Source organism: Desulfonispora thiosulfatigenes DSM 11270 (assembly GCF_900176035.1).
Lineage (GTDB): Bacteria > Bacillota > Peptococcia > Peptococcales > Desulfonisporaceae > Desulfonispora > Desulfonispora thiosulfatigenes.
Window position 1 is genome coordinate 42,308 of the sequence record NZ_FWWT01000023.1, and the last position, 20,481, is coordinate 62,788.

24 protein-coding genes are annotated in these 20,481 nt (G+C 31.2%); 3 read left to right on the forward strand and 21 right to left on the reverse strand.

The genetic code is table 11. The features are described 5' to 3' along the window. Window positions 1–9: 9 nt before the first annotated feature. Window positions 10–1,248 (reverse strand): BaiN/RdsA family NAD(P)/FAD-dependent oxidoreductase, encoded by a 1,239-nt coding sequence (locus tag B8965_RS11420; RefSeq protein ID WP_084054322.1) that lies wholly within the window; start codon window positions 1,246–1,248, stop codon window positions 10–12. Window positions 1,249–1,375: 127 nt separating this feature from the next. Here B8965_RS11420 and B8965_RS11425 point away from each other — a divergent pair, with 127 nt between their 5' ends. Then, window positions 1,376–2,281, forward strand: a complete 906-nt coding sequence (locus B8965_RS11425; RefSeq protein WP_084054323.1) for a diaminopimelate dehydrogenase — start codon at window positions 1,376–1,378, stop codon at window positions 2,279–2,281. Between the two features lie 63 nt (window positions 2,282–2,344). Here B8965_RS11425 and B8965_RS11430 read toward each other — a convergent pair whose 3' ends face one another. Continuing rightward, a complete protein-coding gene (locus B8965_RS11430) occupies window positions 2,345–2,701 on the reverse strand; it encodes a hypothetical protein (protein WP_084054324.1) in 357 nt (118 codons plus the stop codon). A gap of 115 nt (window positions 2,702–2,816) precedes the next feature. Then, window positions 2,817–3,182, reverse strand: a complete 366-nt coding sequence (locus B8965_RS11435) for an iron-sulfur cluster assembly scaffold protein (RefSeq protein WP_084054325.1) — start codon at window positions 3,180–3,182, stop codon at window positions 2,817–2,819. A 235-nt stretch (window positions 3,183–3,417) separates the two neighbouring features. Between B8965_RS11435 and B8965_RS11440 the strand changes: the two genes are divergently transcribed. Further along, window positions 3,418–3,711 (forward strand): hypothetical protein, encoded by a 294-nt coding sequence (locus B8965_RS11440; protein ID WP_084054326.1) that lies wholly within the window; start codon window positions 3,418–3,420, stop codon window positions 3,709–3,711. Window positions 3,712–3,715: 4 nt separating this feature from the next. Here B8965_RS11440 and B8965_RS11445 read toward each other — a convergent pair whose 3' ends face one another. Next, window positions 3,716–4,399 (reverse strand): lysophospholipid acyltransferase family protein, encoded by a 684-nt coding sequence (locus B8965_RS11445; RefSeq protein WP_084054327.1) that lies wholly within the window; start codon window positions 4,397–4,399, stop codon window positions 3,716–3,718. A gap of 199 nt (window positions 4,400–4,598) precedes the next feature. On the opposite strand from B8965_RS11445, the gene B8965_RS11450 reads away from it, so the two are divergent. Continuing rightward, on the forward strand, window positions 4,599–5,099 hold the full coding sequence (locus B8965_RS11450) for an ECF transporter S component (protein ID WP_084054328.1): 501 nt from the start codon (window positions 4,599–4,601) through the stop codon (window positions 5,097–5,099). Between the two features lie 62 nt (window positions 5,100–5,161). Here the strand turns inward: B8965_RS11450 and B8965_RS11455 are convergent, their stop codons facing one another. The 17 genes from B8965_RS11455 to recA all read right to left on the reverse strand — a co-directional run bounded on the left by B8965_RS11455 (window position 5,162) and on the right by recA (window position 20,464). Continuing rightward, window positions 5,162–5,824 carry a tetratricopeptide repeat protein gene (locus tag B8965_RS11455; protein WP_084054329.1) on the reverse strand — a complete coding sequence of 221 codons (663 nt, stop codon included), beginning with the start codon at window positions 5,822–5,824 and terminating at the stop codon, window positions 5,162–5,164. Window positions 5,825–6,229: 405 nt separating this feature from the next. Further along, on the reverse strand, window positions 6,230–7,867 hold the full coding sequence (locus B8965_RS11460) for an FAD-dependent oxidoreductase (RefSeq protein ID WP_084054330.1): 1,638 nt from the start codon (window positions 7,865–7,867) through the stop codon (window positions 6,230–6,232). 58 nt (window positions 7,868–7,925) lie between these two features. Further along, entirely contained in the window at window positions 7,926–8,207 is a 282-nt protein-coding gene (locus B8965_RS11465) for an ArsR/SmtB family transcription factor (RefSeq protein WP_084054331.1), read from the reverse strand. Between the two features lie 160 nt (window positions 8,208–8,367). Further along, window positions 8,368–8,730, reverse strand: a complete 363-nt coding sequence (gene spoVAE / locus B8965_RS11470; protein WP_084054332.1) for a stage V sporulation protein AE — start codon at window positions 8,728–8,730, stop codon at window positions 8,368–8,370. 3 nt (window positions 8,731–8,733) lie between these two features. Then, window positions 8,734–9,759, reverse strand: coding sequence for a stage V sporulation protein AD (spoVAD, locus tag B8965_RS11475; protein WP_084054333.1), 1,026 nt, complete (start codon window positions 9,757–9,759; stop codon window positions 8,734–8,736). 11 nt (window positions 9,760–9,770) lie between these two features. Then, window positions 9,771–10,199 (reverse strand): stage V sporulation protein AC, encoded by a 429-nt coding sequence (gene spoVAC / locus B8965_RS11480; RefSeq protein ID WP_144015925.1) that lies wholly within the window; start codon window positions 10,197–10,199, stop codon window positions 9,771–9,773. A gap of 403 nt (window positions 10,200–10,602) precedes the next feature. After that, window positions 10,603–11,388: a polysaccharide deacetylase family protein gene (locus B8965_RS11485; RefSeq protein ID WP_084054334.1), complete on the reverse strand. Its 786-nt coding sequence runs from the start codon at window positions 11,386–11,388 to the stop codon at window positions 10,603–10,605. 91 nt (window positions 11,389–11,479) lie between these two features. Beyond that, window positions 11,480–12,931: an IMP dehydrogenase gene (gene guaB / locus B8965_RS11490; protein ID WP_084054335.1), complete on the reverse strand. Its 1,452-nt coding sequence runs from the start codon at window positions 12,929–12,931 to the stop codon at window positions 11,480–11,482. Window positions 12,932–13,010: 79 nt separating this feature from the next. After that, a complete protein-coding gene (locus tag B8965_RS11495) occupies window positions 13,011–13,622 on the reverse strand; it encodes a histidine phosphatase family protein (RefSeq protein ID WP_084054336.1) in 612 nt (203 codons plus the stop codon). Between the two features lie 137 nt (window positions 13,623–13,759). Next, the gene (locus tag B8965_RS11500) at window positions 13,760–14,002 is read right to left on the reverse strand and encodes a hypothetical protein (RefSeq protein WP_084054337.1); all 243 of its coding nucleotides are present in this window, start codon (window positions 14,000–14,002) and stop codon (window positions 13,760–13,762) included. Window positions 14,003–14,061: 59 nt separating this feature from the next. Beyond that, window positions 14,062–14,883 (reverse strand): PHP domain-containing protein, encoded by an 822-nt coding sequence (locus B8965_RS11505; RefSeq protein WP_084054338.1) that lies wholly within the window; start codon window positions 14,881–14,883, stop codon window positions 14,062–14,064. Next, the gene (locus B8965_RS11510; RefSeq protein ID WP_084054339.1) at window positions 14,883–15,830 is read right to left on the reverse strand and encodes a dipeptidase; all 948 of its coding nucleotides are present in this window, start codon (window positions 15,828–15,830) and stop codon (window positions 14,883–14,885) included. The genes B8965_RS11505 and B8965_RS11510 overlap by 1 nt, the downstream gene beginning before the upstream one ends. A 79-nt stretch (window positions 15,831–15,909) precedes the next feature. Next, window positions 15,910–16,170 carry a stage V sporulation protein S gene (locus B8965_RS11515; RefSeq protein ID WP_084054340.1) on the reverse strand — a complete coding sequence of 87 codons (261 nt, stop codon included), beginning with the start codon at window positions 16,168–16,170 and terminating at the stop codon, window positions 15,910–15,912. Window positions 16,171–16,291: 121 nt separating this feature from the next. Continuing rightward, window positions 16,292–17,074: a TIGR00282 family metallophosphoesterase gene (locus B8965_RS11520; protein WP_084054341.1), complete on the reverse strand. Its 783-nt coding sequence runs from the start codon at window positions 17,072–17,074 to the stop codon at window positions 16,292–16,294. Between the two features lie 65 nt (window positions 17,075–17,139). Continuing rightward, entirely contained in the window at window positions 17,140–18,708 is a 1,569-nt protein-coding gene (gene rny / locus B8965_RS11525) for a ribonuclease Y (protein WP_242941992.1), read from the reverse strand. Window positions 18,709–18,978: 270 nt separating this feature from the next. Continuing rightward, complete coding sequence (locus tag B8965_RS11530) at window positions 18,979–19,443, reverse strand: regulatory protein RecX (RefSeq protein WP_084054342.1); 465 nt, start codon at window positions 19,441–19,443, stop codon at window positions 18,979–18,981. Beyond that, the gene (gene recA / locus B8965_RS11535; RefSeq protein WP_084054343.1) at window positions 19,433–20,464 is read right to left on the reverse strand and encodes a recombinase RecA; all 1,032 of its coding nucleotides are present in this window, start codon (window positions 20,462–20,464) and stop codon (window positions 19,433–19,435) included. Before recA ends, B8965_RS11530 begins: the two co-directional genes overlap by 11 nt. Window positions 20,465–20,481 lie beyond the last annotated feature (17 nt).

The following is a 20,481-nucleotide window of genomic DNA, read 5'->3' on the forward strand; positions in this document are numbered from 1 at the left end:
CCTCCATTACTACTTACTAGCATTTATCCCTGCTAAATATCCTGATGACCATGCCCATTGAAGATTAAAACCACCACACTGCCCATCAATATCTAATATTTCTCCAGCAAAAAAAAGACCTTTTACTAATTTGGACTCTAAAGTTTTTTGATTTACTTCATTTGTATTAATTCCACCTGCAGTAACCTGGGCATCTTGCCATGATTTAGTGCCTATAATTTGAAAGCGCCAATCTGTTAATATTGTAACCAAGTTTTCTTTTTCTTCTTTTGTTAAATTCGCTACACTCTTGTTTATGTCTTTTATTCCTATTTCTTTTAAAATTACTGGTATAATTCTTTTATTAATAAGTCCTACTAAACTAAATTCGACAGACTTTTTTGGTCTGTCCATAAACCTTTTAGTTAAGTACGCATTTAATTCATCTCGATTCATATTATCTATAATTTTAACCTTTAAGATAGCTTCCTCATTTTTATTTAATAATTCTGCAGCCTTTCTACTTAATTGTAAAATAGGAGGTCCAGATATCCCATAACTCGTAAATAAAATATCACCATAATCAGTATATAATAGTTTATTATTATTAAAAAGTCCTGCTGTACCTTTAAACTTCACGCCTTGAATTTGTTTAAATAAATTCCCTGCTAATTTCAATTGCACTAAACCAGGATAAAGATCTGTTACTGTATGTCCAAAACTTTTAGCTAATTCATAACCCTCACCATTAGATCCTGACGAAGGCATTGCTTTACCACCAGTTGCTAAAATAATCCTATCAGTCTTATGAACCTTACCATTTTCACTAACTACTGTGAATTTAGACCCTTTCTTACTAATACTTCGTACATCTGAGTTTGTAATCAGTTTAATCCCTAGTTCTTCAACTTCATATCTTAAAACATCCAATATACTAGTTGCTTGATCTGACCTTGGAAAAACTTTTCCTGCTTCCTCTATTTTATGGGAGATGCCCAGTTTTTCAAAAAAATCGATAGTATCATGAACATTAAAACTTGCTAATGAGGAATATACAAATTTAGGGTTTTTACCTGAATAGCAGTTTACCTCTACATTTAGATTAGTAAAATTACATCTTCCATTTCCAGTTACTAATATTTTTTTTCCTATTCTATCATTTTTTTCTATGATAGTTACATCAGCGTAATTTTGTTTAGCAAAAATGGCAGCAACTATTCCTGCAGCTCCTCCACCAATTATAATTATGTTGTTATTTGAGCCAGACATTTAATCACCTCTAGTTTAATTATACTTTTTATAAAATTGTATACAATATATATATCTTCTGTTTCTTGTAGTTTTTCTAACTATGAATTAAGATATAACCATTAATTTAAAAATGGAGGGTAAATAAATGGAAAAAATACGTGTAGCAATTGTTGGATATGGTAATATTGGAAAGTTTGCAGTTGAAGCTGTAAATGAAGCCCCTGATATGGAATTAGTAGGAGTTGTAAGACGTCCTAGTTCTTTATCTAAACCAATTCCTCCAGAACTTAATAATATTACTGTTGTCTCAGATATTGATGAATTAGAAAATGTAGATGTAGCCTTGATTAGTATGCCTTCACGCCTGGTTGAAGAAACTGCAGTACAACTTTTAAATAAAGGTATTAGTACAGTAGATAGTTTTGACATTCACTCAAAAATTGTTGATCTAAGAAATAATCTTAATTTAATAGCCCAAGATAATAATTCTGTAGCAATTATTTCTTCTGGCTGGGATCCAGGGTCAGATTCTATGATTAGAGGTATTATGGAATTTATGGCGCCTAGAGGTGTTACCGACACTAATTTTGGTCCTGGTATGAGTATGGGACATTCCGTTGCCGTTAAAGCAATAGAAGGTGTAGTTGATGCTTTATCTGTAACTATTCCTTTAGGCACTGGTATTCATAGAAGGATGGTTTATATTCAAATAGAACCAGAATCTAACTTCGATCAAATAAAAGAAAACATACTTAAAGATCCATATTTCGTTAATGATGAAACACATGTAAAACTTGTTCCAAATGTAAAAGACTTAATTGATGTAGGTCACGGAGTTTTAATGGAACGTAAAGGAGTTTCAGGTTCTACTCATAATCAATTATTAAAATATGAAATGAGGATTAATAATCCTGCTCTAACTTCTCAAATAATGGTTGCTAGTGCTAGAGCTTGTTTAAAGCAAAACCCTGGTTCATATACTTTAATTGAAATACCAATAATTGACCTTATTTATGGTGATCGTGAGGAACTTATTCATAAGCTAGTTTAAATAAAAGGATATCTCTTAATTAAGAGATATCCTTTTATTTTACTATTTAATTTTTAGTCCTTATTAACAGTCATCCTGATCATCGTCATAATCGTAGTCATATTCATCATCATTATCAATTGGTTGCATTGGAAACATTCCTGGCATACCCATCATCGGATTCATTGGAAACATTCCCGGCATACCCATCATCGGACACATTGGATTCATTCCCGGCATACCCATCATCGGATTCATTGGGTTCATTGGATACATTCCTGGCATACCGTTATTCATATTTCCTGGCATACAAGGGCACATCGGACACATTGGATTCATATTATTTCCTGGCATAGGGTTCATTGGATGATTAGGAGGTTTAACTCCCGTACTAGGTTTTTTATGATGCATCTCTTCAATATGATTTAGATTTTCAGACATAAATAATTAATCCCCTTTCAATAAAAGTATTTTCTCTACACTTATATCATATGAACAAAGATACTTTTGTGTTAAGTAATATTGAAAGGTATGGAATTATTATATTTAATTTAATTTAATTTAAAATATAATTAATTAATGCAGCATGCAGTGCTTTTCCACCTAAATATGAGCAGTGCATTTTTTCTTCAGGTAATCCATTATCTAATGCTTCCAAAATATCTACATCTGTTATTTCAGCGGCATCTTCTAAATGTTTTCCCTTTATAAGCTCAGAATAAACACTGGTAGTTGCAATAGCACCTGGACAACCATTAACCTGATATTTAACGTCAGTTATTATGTTATCTTCAATCTTTAAAAATAATTCTACATAGTCACCACAATTAGGATCCCCTCCTGTACCAACTGCATCAGGGTTTTCCATTATTCCTAAATTTCTTGGATTATCAAAATGGTCTAAGACTTTATCGTTATACATAAAACTCATCCTTTCTAGCAATAATAAGTAAAATAGATATCTTTTTATAAAATGATAAAATTTAATAATATTTATTATCAAATCTTGTTATTTTACATATAATTTAATATAATTAATTATTATAATAATAAAAAGAAACAAAGCATACATAGTATTAATAATATTTATTAGACGTTGATTTGATTTTGAATTTCTATTCCCAATCTATTATTAAAAAAAATAAGGAGCGATTAACATGGTTAATGTAAACGCTGTTTTAATTGGGGGCTTGTTTGTCTTTTACTTTAGTTTATTATTTGAAGTAATGATTAAAGCTGATGAAGAAAAATATTTAAAATCAATAACCTGGGAAAATCAATTAATTAAATTAAGTGATTATATCTTAGTTCACACTAGTAAAGAGTCCTATCATGGTATCTTTAGAGGTCTAATAACTCAAAATGGTGAATGGATTTTTATTATGTCCTGTGAAGGAAATCCCAGGGTAAAAATACCTTGGACCCATATTAATGCAATTACAAAAGTATAATTAGTTATTTATAACACCCTTTATATTCAACTGGAACTAAATTAGCAACCTTTTGCATTATTTCATCAATTAGTTTATTATCAGGGTTAATATCCAAATCTTCTAAATAAAATGGTTCCCCAATATTTACATTAACAGTTGCATTAATAAACCATTCATTACTCATATTACCTTCTTCATTAATTGGCAACAGTTTTTCAGTTCCCCATATTCCAATCGGTATTATAGGAGAATTAGCTTGTTTAGCAATTAAGGACACACCAGATCTACCTTTTAACATTTTACCAGTTCTACTTCTTGTCCCCTCCGGAAAAACAAGAATGGATTTACCACCTTTTAGGGTGTCTATACTTTGTCTTAATGCTTTTCTATCAGGTTTATTAGGTTGAATCTCTATATGAGGCACTAAGTCTAACATTAAATTTGTTGATAATTCTCCTTGTAGTTTAACGCCTGCTAAAAAATAAACTTCCTTAACTTCTTTTAAAGTATAATGTAATATAAGTCCATCTGCATTGGATAAATGATTGGATATAAAAACAAAAGAACCTGCCTTGGGAATATTTTCTATGCCGCTTACTTTTAAGTTGGCATATTTTTTGATAAAATGTCTAGCTATTTTATCAAGTACATTAACTCGTATTATTTTAGGCATCTTTGATAACAAATTAAATAACACTTTATACATAGTTCATCTCCCTTCATATATTGCTCTAAAGTCGAACATGCTTACCCTTTAATTCTAACACAAATTTGTAAAACATTACTAAATATAATTTATAATAGTGAATTTTAAAATATTCTTTAAAACATATTGACCTAATATAGTTTAAATTATATAATACTGACAAGACATCTGTCATTACAATTTATCAGGGGGAGTTTAAATGAATACAAAAACACTAGTTATCGGTGCTTTACTTACTTCACTTGCACTTATTATTCCTTTAGCCTTTGGGGGCTTTTTAGGAGTCAATATTCCTCCTTTTAGTGCTACCCTTGCTTCTCATGTACCTGTCATGTTAGCTATGACTATTAATCCTTTAGTAGCTTTTATGGTTGGAGCTGGTTCAGCATTTGGTTTTTTAATTAAATTAGGTCCTATTGTAGGAGCCAGGGCCTTTACCCATGTTATCTTTGCTGTAATGGGTGCTAAACTGATTCAAAAAGGATTTTCTTTTAAAAATGTCTTACTAGTTACTGCACCTATTCATGCTATAGCTGAAGCACTAATTGTAATTCCTTTTGGGTTTTCTTTATATGATATTGGAATGGTTATTGGAGTGGGAACCTTTCTGCATCATTTAGTTGATTCTGGTATTGCACTTGTTGTTTATGGTCTTCTAGCTACTTCAATGGGATTAAATCTAGCAAAACAAGTTAGATAGCTTAACTTATTAACTAAGTGGAACTTTAAATTAGATAATTTAAAGTTCCACTTAGTTTTTTGTTACCCTTTTATTCTTGCTAGTATCGCCCAGCGTCTATATAATCTTTTTAGATACTTTGGTCCTCCATTATATATTTCTAGTGCTTTTTTAAACATTTCTTTGGCCTTTTTTTGATCATATTTACTTATCACTTCTCCAGCTTTATACAGGGTTTCAACTGTTCCATAATAATGCAGATTCCCTATATAGTCATTTATATTATTTTCATTTTTCTTACTAGAATAGGCTTCTGCAAGTAAATAAATATAAGGCTCACCATATCCTATTTTAGGATTAATATCAATTGCTGTTTCTAGCTCAGTTATACCCAAATCAATTTTATTTTGTAAATAATACGCTTTACCTAATAAAAAATGGGTTTCTGCATAATTGTCCATCTTATCTAAGGTTTTCATGAAGTTTTCCTCTGCTTTTTGGTATTTATTGTCCTCTAAATATAAAGAACCTAATTCTCTATACGCATTAATATTTGCAGGATTAAGCTTTATAGTAGATTTTAAATTTGCAATTTTTCTCTTTCTTTTTAAAGGTTTGAATATATCAGGTATAATTCCAATAAATTTACGTTCAACAAGTATAAATGCAATTATGAGTATTCCCAAAGAAATAATTGGATTACCTATTATTCTTGTTAAAAAATAATAATAAATAAAATAACGCAAGCTTTTCCCTCCTCATACATATTATAAGCAAATATTTTCAATTAATCTAATATTTTTTCACTTTCTTTATACCTTTGCCATCTACATTTAGTCAAATTAAAAGCCACCCAAAGGGTGACTTTTATTAGCTTACTCTTTTTCTAATATAAATAATAGTACTAAGAATAATTATAGCATTAATTAAAACCATTAAACAATACGTCCTTTCGCTCATAATCTGTTTTGTGCTTTTTTATTATTATATACTTATTTGGGATATTTTACAATAAACTCTAGTCATAAAATGATACCCTTGTACCTTAATGTTAATATATCATGACAAAACTCTTCACACCTTAGCTATTCCCAAACTAGTCTGTTTTTATTAAAAAAGGTTTCTAGACTAATCTAGAAACCTTTTACTTACTATTTATTTAATACAACACTTCTATAACCGCCAATTAAATTTTTCACCTTTTCATATCCATTAGACCTTAAAACCTGCTCAGCAATGTATCCTCTTATACCGATTTGACAAAATACTACTATTTCTTTATCTTTAGGAATTTCATCTAAACTTTCACGTAGCTCTGATAACGGAATATGAGTTGCGTTTTCCATTTTTCCTAAATCTAGTTCATAAATTTCCCTAACATCTAGAATAAAAGAATCGTCTTTATTTATATCATCTAATTCATCAATATAAATAGGTGACATTCTACCTTCCATTAAGTTTTGAGCAGAATAACCAATCATATTAACTGGGTCTTTTGCTGAACCAAAAGGAGGAGCGTATACTAGTTCTAGATCTTGCAAGTCTATTACAGTTTTTCCAAATCTCATTGCAGTAGCTAATACATCAATTCTCTTATCTACCATGTCCTTACCTACAGCTTGAGCACCTAAAATTTTTCCTTCATCATTAAATATTACTTTAAGTGTCATTTGAGATGCACCTGGGTAATATTTTGCATGTGAAAATGGATGTATAGTAACTGATTTGTGTTCAATACCTTTATTTGTTAATTGACGCTCATTAAGTCCAGTTGCCCCAACTTGTAAATCAAATACTTTTGCAATCGCTGTTCCTTGAGTACCATTATAAGTTACTTTTCTTCCCATAATATTATCAGCTGCTATTCTTCCTTGTTTATTAGCAGGACCAGCTAAAGGTATCTTAGCTTCACTACCATCTACAAAGTGCTTTATCTCTATAGCATCTCCAACAGCATAAATGAACGGATCAGATGTTTGTAGATAATCATCTACTTTAATAGCTCCAGTATTACCAATTAAAAGACCAGCATCTTTAGCTAACTTAATATCAGGTCTTACTCCAATCGCTAATATAATCATATCAGCTTCGATTTCTTTTCCACTACTTAATTCTATACCAGTATCAGTTATTTTGTTTAATCCATCTCCTAAAACTAAATTAACTTTATGTTTTTTTATTTCTGATTGAACTTGTCCAACCATATCAGTATCTAAAAACGTCATAACTTGTGGTGCCATATCTACTACAGAAACTTCTATACCTATATGGGCGAGGTTTTCCATCATTTCAATTCCAATAAAACCGCCACCTATAACAGCAGCTTTTTTAGGATTGTTTTTTGCTATATAATCTAAAATACGTTCAGTATCTGGTATATTTCTTACTGTAAATACATTTTCATTAGCTATTCCTTCTATAGGTGGGATAATTGGCTCAGCACCAGGAGAAAGTACTAAATAGTCATAACCTTCTGTATATGTACTACCATCCTCTAGATTTTTAACTTCAACTTCCTTTTTTTCTGGGTTAATCGAGGTTACTTCGTTGAACACTCTAATATCTAAAGCAAACTTTTCTTCCATTTCTTCAGGCGTAGAAACTAATAAATTATCCTGATCTCTAATTATTCCTCCAACATGATATGGTAAACCGCAGTTGGCAAATGAAATATGTTCACCCTTTTCAAAAATTACAACATGTGATTTTTCACTAAGTCTTTTTAATCTAGCAGCACATGTAGCACCACCTGCTACACCACCAACTATTAAAATTTTCTTTTCACACATATAAATCCCTCCCAAGCTTATTATATTTTAATAATACAATGGATAAAACTCAAGTCCCTTACTCAAGGGACTCAATAAGGTTAAGAATACTATCGCTAGCTATTTTATAATTAACTTCTACACCATGACGCTCACCTTCAATTACGCCAGCAGCTTTTAGTTTCGATAAGTGTTGTGATACTGTCGACTGTGGAATAGCTAATCCCCCCTGCATAGTAGATACATTACAGGACCCCAATCGTATTAAATTTTTCACAATACATAACCTTATAGGATGTGCTAATGCTTTTAATAATTCAGCCTGCCTTACTAATTCTTTATATTGGCTAGAATTTACCACTTTTAGCCCCCCAATATATATATTATAACCACATCCATTATTATATCAGTATTTAATAATATATAAATATGAAATTCATAAATTATTGCATATTCTCTAACTTTTTTTTAAAATCAATAAAAAAAAATTCAATTATTTAGATATTTTCAAAATATCTTAACTATCCTTTAGGATCAAAGATAGTAGCAATTGTATATCCAAGTATAATGGCAATAACAATTCCTGCAGAAGTGGCTTCCATTCCTCCTGAAAATGCCCCTATAATTCCATTTTCTTTGACACCCTTAATTGCTCCTTGAGCTAATGCATGTCCAAATCCTGAAAGTGGCACAGTTGCACCTGCACCCGCTAGTTTAACTAAACCGTCATATAATCCTAAACCACTAATAACTGCTCCTGTTGTAACATAACCTACTAATACATGGGCTGGGGTAATAATGAAAGGCGTTAAATCCATAATTAGTTGCCCTATTACACATATAATTCCTCCAATTAAAAAAGCCATTGGTAAATTTTCTAGCATCACTTAACCTCCTATAACCTTCTTTTCAATTAAAACACCATGGGCTATACCAGGAATCGATTCTCCTTGTTGACTACTTGTAGGACTTAACAAAGCTCCTGTACCCACTAGTAACATACTCTTCCACTTATTATTTAATAGTTGAGGTAGTAAATATCCAGCTAAGACAGAAGAAGAACAACCTGCTCCGCTTCCTCCAGCATGTACATCTTGACTAGGATCAAAAACTAATACTCCACAATCTGTAAAGTTAGAGGAAATATCAAAACCCTCTTCTTGTACTAAATCTTTACAGAGAACTCTTCCTATATTACCTAGATCTCCTGTCACAATTAAATCAATATCCTCTGGTTTTTTACCTGTGTCCTTAAAATAAGTAACTATAGTATCGGCTGCTGCAGGTGCCATTGCGGCACCCATATTCATAGCATTTGAAATACCCATATCTATAACCTTGCCAAAAATTCCTTGAGTTATCATTAGTTGATCGATCTGGTTTTCTAAAACAAAAGAACCACTTCCTGTAACTGTCCACTGAGCTGTCATTGCTCTTTGCACACCTAACTCCGTAGGAAAACGCAATTGCCTTTCTGCGGTTTCATAATGACTTGAGGTCGCCACTCCCACCTTTTGTCCATAATTACCATCAATAATCATTGACCCTAATATCAAGCCTTCGACTAAAGTAGAACAAGCACCATATAAACCGATATACGGAACACCAAAAGAGCGAGCTGTAAAGTTTGAACAGATGATTTGATTTAGTAAATCCCCTGCTAAAAAATACTCTAAATCACTAGGTATATAATTCTTTTTTTCTAGAGCTATCTCCATAGCACTTTGAAGCATTTTTTGTTCAGATTTTTCCCAGGTTTTTTCATGATCATAATTATTATCTAAAGTATGTTCGAACCATTTTCCAAGTGGACCGTTTTTTTCCTTTTTCCCAACAACACATCCAAATGATGATATAGATACTGGATTTATAAAATTAATTGTTTGATTTCCTATTTTTCTATTTAAATTCATTTTATCAACCTCTATAAAATAATATAGTAAATTAAGCCTATAAGTGCAGAAACTAATGTACCATATAAAAGAACTGGACCAGCAATAGTAAATACCTTCGCTCCTATTCCATAGACATATCCTTCTCGTTTAAATTCTAAAGCAGATGATACTATAGAGTTTGCAAAACCAGTTATGGGTACCATTGATCCTGCCCCAGCAAACTTACCAATTTCATCGTAAACACCTAGTCCTGTAAGTAAGGCGCTAATTACAATTAAAAAAATAGAAGTCATCATACCTGCTTCATTATCTGTAAATCCATTTATCGTAAAAGTATTTAAAACTATTTGACCCAAGGTGCAAATTATTCCACCAACCAAAAAAGCTGCTAAAGCATTTTTTATTATTGGTGGTTTAGGTTTAGCCTTTTTTGCTTTACTCTTATAAACCAATTGCATATGTTTATTTACTTTGGTTTGTTGATTTTCAATTTGTTTTCGAATACTTCTTAATTCGTCTCTTTCTGCCTTTTGTGCCTTTCCTTCCTGCATAACTATTTTTTGATGATCAATTTGCATCTTAGTCAAGATGTCTTGCATCTCTTGTTTTGTCATGGAATCTAATTTTGTTAATGTCTGATTTCTGCATGATATGTTTTCTGCAAATTTTTTTAAGCCCATATTTTTCACCTCTTAGCTTATTATTGCACGAGTACTCAAATTTATGCTTTAAACAAAAAAAAGAGACACAAATTTATGTGTCTCTAAAATTAAACTCTACATTATCTTTTATTGCAATATTAAGTGAACTTAATAAAACATAAGAGGTCTTAAAAAAAAATCCCTTATAATATAGAATTTTTTACTTATTTGATTTTTGTGCTCCTTGTATATCAACCGTATAATTATCCTTATAAATTAAATCTGACACAGGTATTATTTCATACCCTTCTTTAACAGCATACTCAATGATGTTCTCAAGAGCTGCTGCTGTAAAGGCACCATTATTATGAAATAATACAATAGCACCAGGATGAAGTTTTTTTGTTACTCTTTCTATTATATCATTTTCTGTCATATTATTTTTCCAATCTAATGAATCTATACTCCATTGAATAGGATAGTATCCAGCATTATTAATAATGCTTATTACTTTATTATTATATTCACCAAATGGGGGTCTAAAAACCTTGGCCTCATATCCAGTTATTTCTTTAATTAAATTAGCATTGCCTTGTAATTCTTCTAAAACTTGATTTTCAGATAAATTATTTAAATGTGGATGAGTAACACTATGCATACCTATTTCATGACCCTTTTCTGCAATTGTTTTGGCTACATCTGGATAATCTTTTAACCAAATATTAGTTAAGAAAAATGTTGTTTTAATTTTATGTTTTTCTAGTGTTTCTAATAATTTTGGTGTAAACTCTGCCCCCCATGTTGCATCAAAACTGATGGCAACCTTTTTCTCTTTTGTATCAACAAAATAAATTGGTTTTAAATCTTGATTTTGCACTAATACACCTATACTTTTATCTGCTGCTTTAAAAATTCCCTGATGAAAAACTCCGATTGTACAAACAAGAATTATGGCTATTAAGGATATTTTAGCTAATTTTTTCCGTGATAAATTTATTAACTTCAATATAATAGTACTCCCTTCCTTTATTATTTTTATTTAATACTTATGCTTTAAATATAAAAAAAGAAGGCATAATGCCTTCTTTTTTTATATTTTACATATTATAATTTGGGGCTTCATTTGTAATAAAAATATCATGTGGATGACTTTCTTTTAGTCCAGATCCTGTTTGTAAAACAAATCTAGCATCTTCTTTCATGCCGGTTATGTTAGATACTCCACAATAACCCATAGAAGCCCTTACACCACCCATTAATTGATAAACCGTATCCGCAATCGGTCCCTTATTTGGAACTCTTCCTTCTACACCTTCTGGTACTAGTTTTTTTACATTTTCTTGGAAGTATCTATCACTACTTCCATTTTTCATTGCTCCCATTGAACCCATACCTCTATAAACCTTGTAACTTCTTCCTTGATATATTTCAATTTCTCCTGGACTTTCTTCTGTACCCGCAAAGATGCTTCCTAACATAACTACACTAGCGCCTGCAGCTATTGCCTTAGATATATCACCAGAATAACGAATACCACCATCAGCAATTACAGGTATATTATATTCTTTAGCTACTTTAGCACAATCATTTATTGCTGTTATTTGTGGTACGCCAACCCCAGCAACAATTCTTGTAGTACAAATTGAACCTGGTCCAATTCCAACCTTAACGGCATCTACTCCAGCTTCTATTAAATCTTTAGTTGCCTCACCGGTAGCAATATTACCTGCTATTATTTGTACACTTGGATATAAACTTTTAATTTTCTTTACTGTCTCAATAACACCTTGAGAATGTCCATGTGCTGTATCTACAACAATTATATCAACATTTGCACTAACTAATGCTTTAGTTCTATCTAGGGTATCAGAGCTAACTCCTACAGCTGCTCCTACTAACAATCTTCCTTGACTATCCTTAGCTGAGTTAGGATACTTTACAGCTTTTTCAATATCTTTAATCGTTATTAGTCCTTTAAGGTTATAATCATCATCAACTAAAGGTAATTTCTCGATACGATATTTTTGTAAAAGATTTTTAGCTTCAGTTAAATTAGTATTAATAGTTCCAGTGATTAAATTATCTTTAGTCATAACATCTTTTATAGGAATATTATAATTTGTCACGAATCTAATATCCCTGTTTGTTATAATACCTACTAGTTTGTTTTCAACTGTAATCGGAACTCCTGAAATATGGTATTGAGCCATTAATTCTAATGCGTCAACAATTAAATGATCTGGACTTAAGAAAAAAGGATCTGTTATAACCCCATGTTCAGATCTTTTTACTCGATCTACTTCCAGTGCTTGTTGCTTTATAGACATATTTTTATGAATAATACCTATTCCGCCTTCACGCGCAATTGCTCTAGCAAGTTTCGATTCAGTTACTGTATCCATACCTGCACTCATTAACGGTATATTAAGTTTTATTGTTTTAGTTAAATTAGTTGAAGTGTTAACTTCCCTGGGTAATATATTTGATTTAGCCGGCACTAATAAAACATCATCAAATGTGTATCCTGTTTTTAAAATTTTATTTTCCACTACTAATCCCCCTATTTAATTTTTAGATAAAATTATATCATATAGTTTTAATTGTGACATTATTTTTTTATGTAATCACCTATAAATTTTCAATGTGATTAATATCATTAAATACTACTAATGTACCTTTAGTATCGTTAAATTCAACAATTGTTATACCTGTATTACCTTGAATCATTTTTCTCACATTTTTGAGCTCAATATCCAAAAAATAAGATAAGATAGTAGCTATCGTAAGTCCATGTGAAACTACTACTACAGTTTTATTATTATGTTTTTCTAGAATCTCATTTATTTGGTTCACAGCTCGATTTTGTAAGTCTTTTATAGATTCTGCTTTGGGGATTTGGACACTTTCAGGATCTTTAAACCACTTTTCTACTAGCTCAGGATATTCATTTTTAAGTTCCTCATAAGTTTTCCCTTCCCAAACTCCAAAATTAAATTCCCTAAGTCCTATACTTGGACTTACTTTCAATTCCTGTTCTAATCCTATAATTTCAGCAGTTTTATATGCCCTTTGTAAATCACTTGCATATATTACATCTACTTTATCTTCTTTTAGTTTTTGTGCAACTAAATCTGCTTGCATAATACCTGTTTCATCTAAATGTATGTCTGTTTGTCCTTGATATTTTCTTTTAGCATTCCATAAAGTTTGCCCATGTCTAATAAAAATTATTTTAGTCATAATCCACCTTCCTATTAAATTATATTGTATCAGTTATCCCCCAACTCTCAAAGGAAATAATCTATAATTAATAATATTAATACTATTATAAAAATAAGCAATTACAAACAAAAGGTGCCCTAGTATAAAGAGCACCTTTAATAACTTTTTTTGCGAGATTCTAATTCAAGAATCCTTTTATTTTTATCCCATAACCAATAAACATATTTTAAATTATCTTTATGTAATTTTTTATTTTCACTTTCATACTTTATAGATAATAATCTTTTTTCTTTTTCAGTCTTTTCTAATAAATTCATTAATACTCTCCGACTTACTCTCAGATATTCAACTTGGTTTTCTAAATATTCTATTCTTTTCTTTAAATTTTCAACTTCCATTTTTACTCAAACCTCCTAGCATCTTTTCTACTATTATATTCTAGGAAGTAAAAATATAATCAAAAATTTGCCATTTTCAATTCTTCCACATATTTATAATCTAGTTTTATATTACCTAACATAAAACTAGCATCTTTATTTTTTCCATGCCAGTCTGATCCTCCAGTTAAAAGCAAATCATGCTTTTTTGCAATACTCGCATATTTTTTACTCATTTTTTTGGTATGATCAGGATGCCAAACTTCTATGCCCATTAATCCAAGGTTAACTAACTGTGGAATGATATCATCATCATTCAAAATGCCCGGGTGAGCTATAATTGGTATACCCTGGGCTTTTAATATCAAATCTAAAGCCTCTTGAGGAGTGATTTTATATCTTTCTACATATGCAGGACATCCTGGTGATAGAAGCTGATTAAAGGCTTCTTTAACGCTTCTAATATAACCCTTCTCAACTAACAACCTCGCAATATGAGGTCTTCCTACTGACCCATTTCCTGAAAGCTTAATAATTTCTTCATAATTAATTTTATAATTTAATTTATTTAATATAAATACTATTTTTTCCATTCTATCTCTGCGTGCAGATTGCATTACTTTTAGTTTATTTTGTAAATTATAATTATTTTGGTTACAAAAATAACCTAAAATATGAATTTCTTTTTTATCCCAAACTGTGCTTATTTCTATACCGGGTATAACTTCAATGCCCAATTTATCGCCAACACTAACTGCTTCTTCTATTCCATCAAAGGTATCGTGATCTGTTATAGATATTGCGCTAAAACCGATTTCTTTAGCCTTTTCTACAACATTAGTAGGAGAATACTGACCATCAGAAAATAAGGTATGTATATGCAAATCTGCAAATCTATTCACTATTTCAACACCTGCTTTAATATCCTTAGAAAGTTATTACCCATAATATTACCAATTTCCCGTGAAGTAAAACCTTCTCTTTCTAAGGCTACGATTAAATTAGGTACCTTAGTAACATCTTCTAGTCCTTTAGGAGTACAATCTATCCCATCAAAATCAGATCCTAATCCTACGTGCTCAGTACCCATTATTTCTGAAGCATGAACAATATGCTTTATAACATCATTAATATCAGCATTATGTGGATTTTTATTTAAAAAATCTGGGCAATAATTAATCCCTATTACACCACCATTTTTAGCTAGTGCCTTTAATTGCTTATCTGATAGATTTCGATGATGTTCAGTTAATGAACGACAACAAGAATGCGACGCTACTATAGGAAACTGCGAAGTTTCAATAACATCCCAAAATCCATTCACTGCTAAATGGGATACATCGATTAACATGCCTAATTTATTCATTTCACTTACAACACTTCTACCAAAAGAAGACAATCCTTGACCATTTGGTTCTTCATATGCTCCATCAGCGATTTCATTCCGCTGATTCCAGGTTAATGTAAGGCTACGTACCCCTAATTCATATAAACAACGTAATACTTCAATTTTACCAGCTAAGGCCTCTCCTCCTTCGATAGCTAGAATTATTTTTAACTCATCATTACTAAAATTATTTAAATCATTTTTATCTTTAACTAGTTTTACATAATCTAAATCTTTAATTTCTGTTTTAAGTATATCTATTAATTCTAAAGTTCTAATTACAGAATTATAAGGTTTGTAATGATCCTCTATATATAACGCCATAAATTGAACGCCTACCCCACTTTTTAAGAGACGTGGGAAATCAAGATGACCTTCTTTTGAGTTAATTCTCAAATCTCTGTTTTTATTTACTTTTTCCAAAATTGAATCACAATGTCCATCTACAATCAAATAATGCATTTAAAGTCTCCTTATGTTTATTTGTTTTTATAAAATTAAAACCTGTTTACTCTAATATAGAATAAACAGGTAAAAACTTTTACCTTGGTGAAACAATTAATTTAATAGCCGTTCTTTCTTCACCGTCAATAATGATATCAGTAAATGCTGGTATACAAACTAAATCAATACCACTAGGAGCAACAAAACCTCTAGAAATAGCGACAGCCTTTACCGCTTGGTTTAGAGCACCTGCGCCAATTGCTTGTATTTCTGCACAACCTTTTTCGCGAATTACCCCTGCAAGAGCGCCTGCAACAGAATTTGGACTAGACTTTGCTGAAACTTTCAAAACTTCCATTTGATTGTTACCTCCTCATATTGTAAATGGTAATTAAAAGAAATATTATCAATATTTATATATTCTACACTTTTCAAAATAATTCCTCTTTTATATTTTTAAAATTATGAATACTTAGCCTTTATAAATTTTTTTGTATTCTTTCGATTGATTTTGCTTTGCCAGTTAAAGGATCTATGGTGAGTACTACACCATTTAGTTGACCTTTCCCATTTGCCATTTCAAAACGCACTGGCATTTGTGTAAGAAACTTTTGTATTGCTAAATCTCTTTTTACTCCTAACACAGAATTTCTAGGCCCAGTCATCCCTACATCTGTAATATATGCACTACCATCTGGAAGTATTCTTTCATCAGCAGTTTGAATATGTGTATGAGTACCTAAAACTCCTGAAACCTTACCATCTAGATACCATCCCATTGCTACTTTTTCTGATGTTGCCTCAGCATGAAAATCAACAATTATGATCTGTGTTTCTTTTTTAATTTCATTAATTATATTATCTATTATTAAAAATGGAGATATTAATGGCTGCAAGTATATTGAACCTAATAAATTAATAACTCCTACTTTGATATTGTTTTCAATTTCATAAATTACATAACTATTACCCGGTGTTCCTTCAGGAAAATTTGCAGGTCTAATTAGTGTTCTTTCGTATTCAATAAAATCCAATATTTCCTTCTTATCCCATACATGATTACCCATTGTTATGATGTTTATATTATAATTATATAATTCCTGAAGTATTTCATAAGTTATGCCTTTACCCCCTGCTGCATTTTCACCGTTTGCTAACACTAAATCTAAATTATATTCCTTATATAACGATGGTAGTACATCCCTTACCGCATTCCTACCAACATTGCCTACAATATCTCCGATCATTAGTATATTAAGCATATAGCCTCCTAATTTAAGTTTTTATGTTGTAAAAGCGACCTAAAAAGGTCGCTTTATTTTCAATACTATTTTGCATACTCTACAGATCTAGTTTCTCTAATCACAACTACTTTTATTTGACCTGGATATTCTAATTCACTTTCAACTCGTTTTACAATATCTCTTGATAGATTTACAGCTGCTGCATCATCAAGTTTTTCAGGTTTAATAATAATTCTAACTTCTCTACCTGCTTGAATAGCAAAAGATTTTTCTACACCATCATAGGAGTTAGCTATTTCTTCAAGTTTTTGTAATCGTTTTAAGTATGATTCTAACGTTTCTCTTCTTGCTCCTGGCCGAGCTGCCGAGATCGCATCAGCTGCAGCAACTAAGGCTGCTTCTACAGTCATCATCTCCACATCACCATGATGAGCTTCTATTGCATTTACTACTTCTTTATTTTCACGATACTTTTTCGCAAGGTCTGCCCCAATAGTAACATGAGGACCTTCAACTTCGTGGTCAACAGCTTTACCTATATCATGTAATAATCCAGCTCTTTTAGCTAGACGAATGTCTACTTCAAGCTCAGATGCTAATATTCCAGCTAAATTCGATACTTCAATTGAATGATTTAAAACATTTTGACCATAACTTGTCCTATATTTTAATCTTCCTAAAAGTTTAATAATTTCAGGGTGTAAACCATGTACACCAGTTTCAAATGTAGCTTGTTCTCCTTCTTCTCGTATAATATTATCTACTTCTTTTTGAGCCTTATTTACCATTTCTTCAATACGAGCAGGATGTATACGTCCATCGAGAATAAGTTTTTCTAAAGCTATTCGTGCTACTTCTCTTCTGATAGGATCAAAGCCTGATAAAATAACAGCTTCAGGAGTATCATCAATTATTAAATCAATACCCGTTAGAGTTTCTAAAGTACGGATATTTCTTCCTTCCCTACCAATTATTCTACCCTTCATTTCATCATTTGGTAGAGCAACAACTGAAACAGTTGTTTCTGCCACATGATCAGCTGCACATCTTTGAATTGCTAAGGCAATAATTTCTTTTGCTTTCTTCTCTCCATCTTCCTTAGCTTGAGTTTCCATTTCTTTAATCATCATAGCTGTTTCATGCTTGATTTCATCTTCAACCTTTTTTAGCAATATTTCTCTAGCTTCATCAAAAGTTAAATTTGCTACTCTTTCAAGTTCAGACATTTGTTTTTCATATAGCTCTGTAATCTCAGCTTTTAGTCTTTCAATGCCTGATTCTTTACGATGTAAATTTTCTTCTTTCTTTTCTATACCTTCAAATTTACGATCTAAAGATTCTTCTTTTTGAATTAATCTTCTCTCTGATCTTTGTAATTCATTACGTCTATCCCTGATTTCTCGATCAGCTTCAGATCTAAGTTTATGCACTTCATCCTTAGCTTCTAGAGTAGCTTCTTTGATATTTGCTTCTGCGTCCTTTTTTGAATCTTTTATAATTCTTTCTGCTTCTTCTTCAGCAGATTTGATTTTTGATTCAGCTAACTTTTTTCTAGCAAAATATCCTACAAGAAAACTAATTGGTATCAAAGATATCAATATTATTTCTAACAACAAAAAACTCACCTCCCCAACTCTTAATACTATAAATATAAGAAAAAAATAAAAACCGAGTAGAAACTCGGTCTTTATAGAAATTACACCACTGAATGGTTTTAAAAACGGGTACGTTAAAAATTCTAACAAAATAAATTTGTCAGATACTGTAGATAGATAAATTTATTAAAAAATAATATTACATTCTACAATAACTTGAAAATTTATATATAAACCCTTAACCATGGGGCAATCTCTATAAAATCAGTTTCTCTCGATTTTATTTTAATATTTATCGCTAATAATGTCAAGAAATATTGGAAATTATTAGTATGAGGGGTTTATTTCATTAATTACACTATTTATAATAGAATAACTAAAGCCCCTCCTGTACATAAAATCACTCAATTTCTTGTTTTTTTTAAATTCATCATCTGATTCTAGTTTTAAAGATTTGTTTTTTGCAAGCTCTAAGGCTAACTCATATTCTAATTCATTTGGTAAATGTTCCTCGAGACAAATTTCAATTACTTCTTTCTTTACTCCTTTTTGGAGTAAATCATAATAAATTCTAGTTTTACCCATAGGTTTTAAATTAATTCTATCTTTAATCCAAAGCTCACAGAATTTTTCATCATTTAAATAAGATAAATTAAGTAGGTAATTAATAACTTCTTGAATTATATCCATATCTGCTTTTTTCTTCATTAAGTAAGTCTCTAATTCTTTAATAGTACGTGGTCTATAAGATAAATACTTTAAAGCTAGACTTTGGGCTTTACTAAGCTCCATTTTCTACTACTTCTATCTTCTTTTCTTTACTAATTGGAAGATTGTAATGTTCTTTAATTTTTATTTCTATTTCCCTACATTTATCAGGATTTTGTTTTAGATATTCTTTCGCATTTTCCCTACCTTGACCTAATCTGTCGCCATTATAGGAATACCAAGCCCCACTTTTATTTATAATATCAATATCTGCTGCAGCGTCCAGAATACTTCCTTCCTTTGAAATTCCCAAACCGTACATTATATCAAACTCTGCTTGTTTAAAAGGTGGAGCAACTTTGTTTTTAACAACCTTTACTTTAGTCCTATTACCTACCATATCCGTTCCTTGTTTTAAAGTTTCTGATCTTCTAACTTCTAGTCGCACTGATGAGTAAAACTTTAATGCACGTCCTCCAGGAGTAATTTCAGGATTACCAAACATTACTCCAACCTTTTCTCTAATTTGATTTATGAAAATAACACTAGTTCTAGATTTACTTATAGAACCTGTTAATTTTCTTAAGGCTTGGGACATTAAACGTGCTTGTAATCCAACGTGTGAATCGCCCATTTCTCCTTCAATCTCAGCTTTTGGTACTAAAGCTGCAACTGAGTCAACAACTACCACATCAATTGCACCACTTCTAACTAGTGCTTCACAAATCTCTAGTGCCTGCTCTCCCGTATCAGGTTGTGATACAAATAGATTATCTATATCTACACCTAAATTTTTAGCATAAAGAGGGTCTAAGGCGTGTTCGACGTCAATAAAAGCTGCATCTCCCCCAGCTTTTTGTGCTTCAGCTATAATATGTAATGCAACTGTTGTTTTTCCCGATGATTCTGGTCCGTATATTTCTACAATTCTACCTCTAGGTACTCCTCCTAATCCTAAAGCTAAATCCAAAGAAATATCTCCTGTTGGGATAACCTCGATATTTAAAACTGCTCCTTTATCACCTAACTTCATTACTGCACCTTTACCAAACTGTTTTTCTATACCACTAAGTGCCATTTCCAGTGCCTTTTGTTTATCGTTCATTTTTATACTCTCCTTTA

Coding starts and splice junctions, on each gene's coding strand:
- B8965_RS11420 (WP_084054322.1), bottom strand. CDS start 1,248: ATGTCTGGCTCAAATAACAACATAATTATAATTGGTGGAGGAGCTGCA.
- B8965_RS11425 (WP_084054323.1), top strand. CDS start 1,376: ATGGAAAAAATACGTGTAGCAATTGTTGGATATGGTAATATTGGAAAG.
- B8965_RS11430 (WP_084054324.1), bottom strand. CDS start 2,701: ATGTCTGAAAATCTAAATCATATTGAAGAGATGCATCATAAAAAACCT.
- B8965_RS11435 (WP_084054325.1), bottom strand. CDS start 3,182: ATGTATAACGATAAAGTCTTAGACCATTTTGATAATCCAAGAAATTTA.
- B8965_RS11440 (WP_084054326.1), top strand. CDS start 3,418: ATGGTTAATGTAAACGCTGTTTTAATTGGGGGCTTGTTTGTCTTTTAC.
- B8965_RS11445 (WP_084054327.1), bottom strand. CDS start 4,399: ATGTATAAAGTGTTATTTAATTTGTTATCAAAGATGCCTAAAATAATA.
- B8965_RS11450 (WP_084054328.1), top strand. CDS start 4,599: ATGAATACAAAAACACTAGTTATCGGTGCTTTACTTACTTCACTTGCA.
- B8965_RS11460 (WP_084054330.1), bottom strand. CDS start 7,867: ATGTGTGAAAAGAAAATTTTAATAGTTGGTGGTGTAGCAGGTGGTGCT.
- spoVAE (WP_084054332.1), bottom strand. CDS start 8,730: ATGCTAGAAAATTTACCAATGGCTTTTTTAATTGGAGGAATTATATGT.
- spoVAD (WP_084054333.1), bottom strand. CDS start 9,759: ATGAATTTAAATAGAAAAATAGGAAATCAAACAATTAATTTTATAAAT.
- spoVAC (WP_144015925.1), bottom strand. CDS start 10,199: ATGCAATTGGTTTATAAGAGTAAAGCAAAAAAGGCTAAACCTAAACCA.
- B8965_RS11495 (WP_084054336.1), bottom strand. CDS start 13,622: ATGACTAAAATAATTTTTATTAGACATGGGCAAACTTTATGGAATGCT.
- B8965_RS11500 (WP_084054337.1), bottom strand. CDS start 14,002: ATGGAAGTTGAAAATTTAAAGAAAAGAATAGAATATTTAGAAAACCAA.
- B8965_RS11510 (WP_084054339.1), bottom strand. CDS start 15,830: ATGCATTATTTGATTGTAGATGGACATTGTGATTCAATTTTGGAAAAA.
- B8965_RS11515 (WP_084054340.1), bottom strand. CDS start 16,170: ATGGAAGTTTTGAAAGTTTCAGCAAAGTCTAGTCCAAATTCTGTTGCA.
- B8965_RS11520 (WP_084054341.1), bottom strand. CDS start 17,074: ATGCTTAATATACTAATGATCGGAGATATTGTAGGCAATGTTGGTAGG.
- B8965_RS11530 (WP_084054342.1), bottom strand. CDS start 19,443: ATGGAGCTTAGTAAAGCCCAAAGTCTAGCTTTAAAGTATTTATCTTAT.
- recA (WP_084054343.1), bottom strand. CDS start 20,464: ATGAACGATAAACAAAAGGCACTGGAAATGGCACTTAGTGGTATAGAA.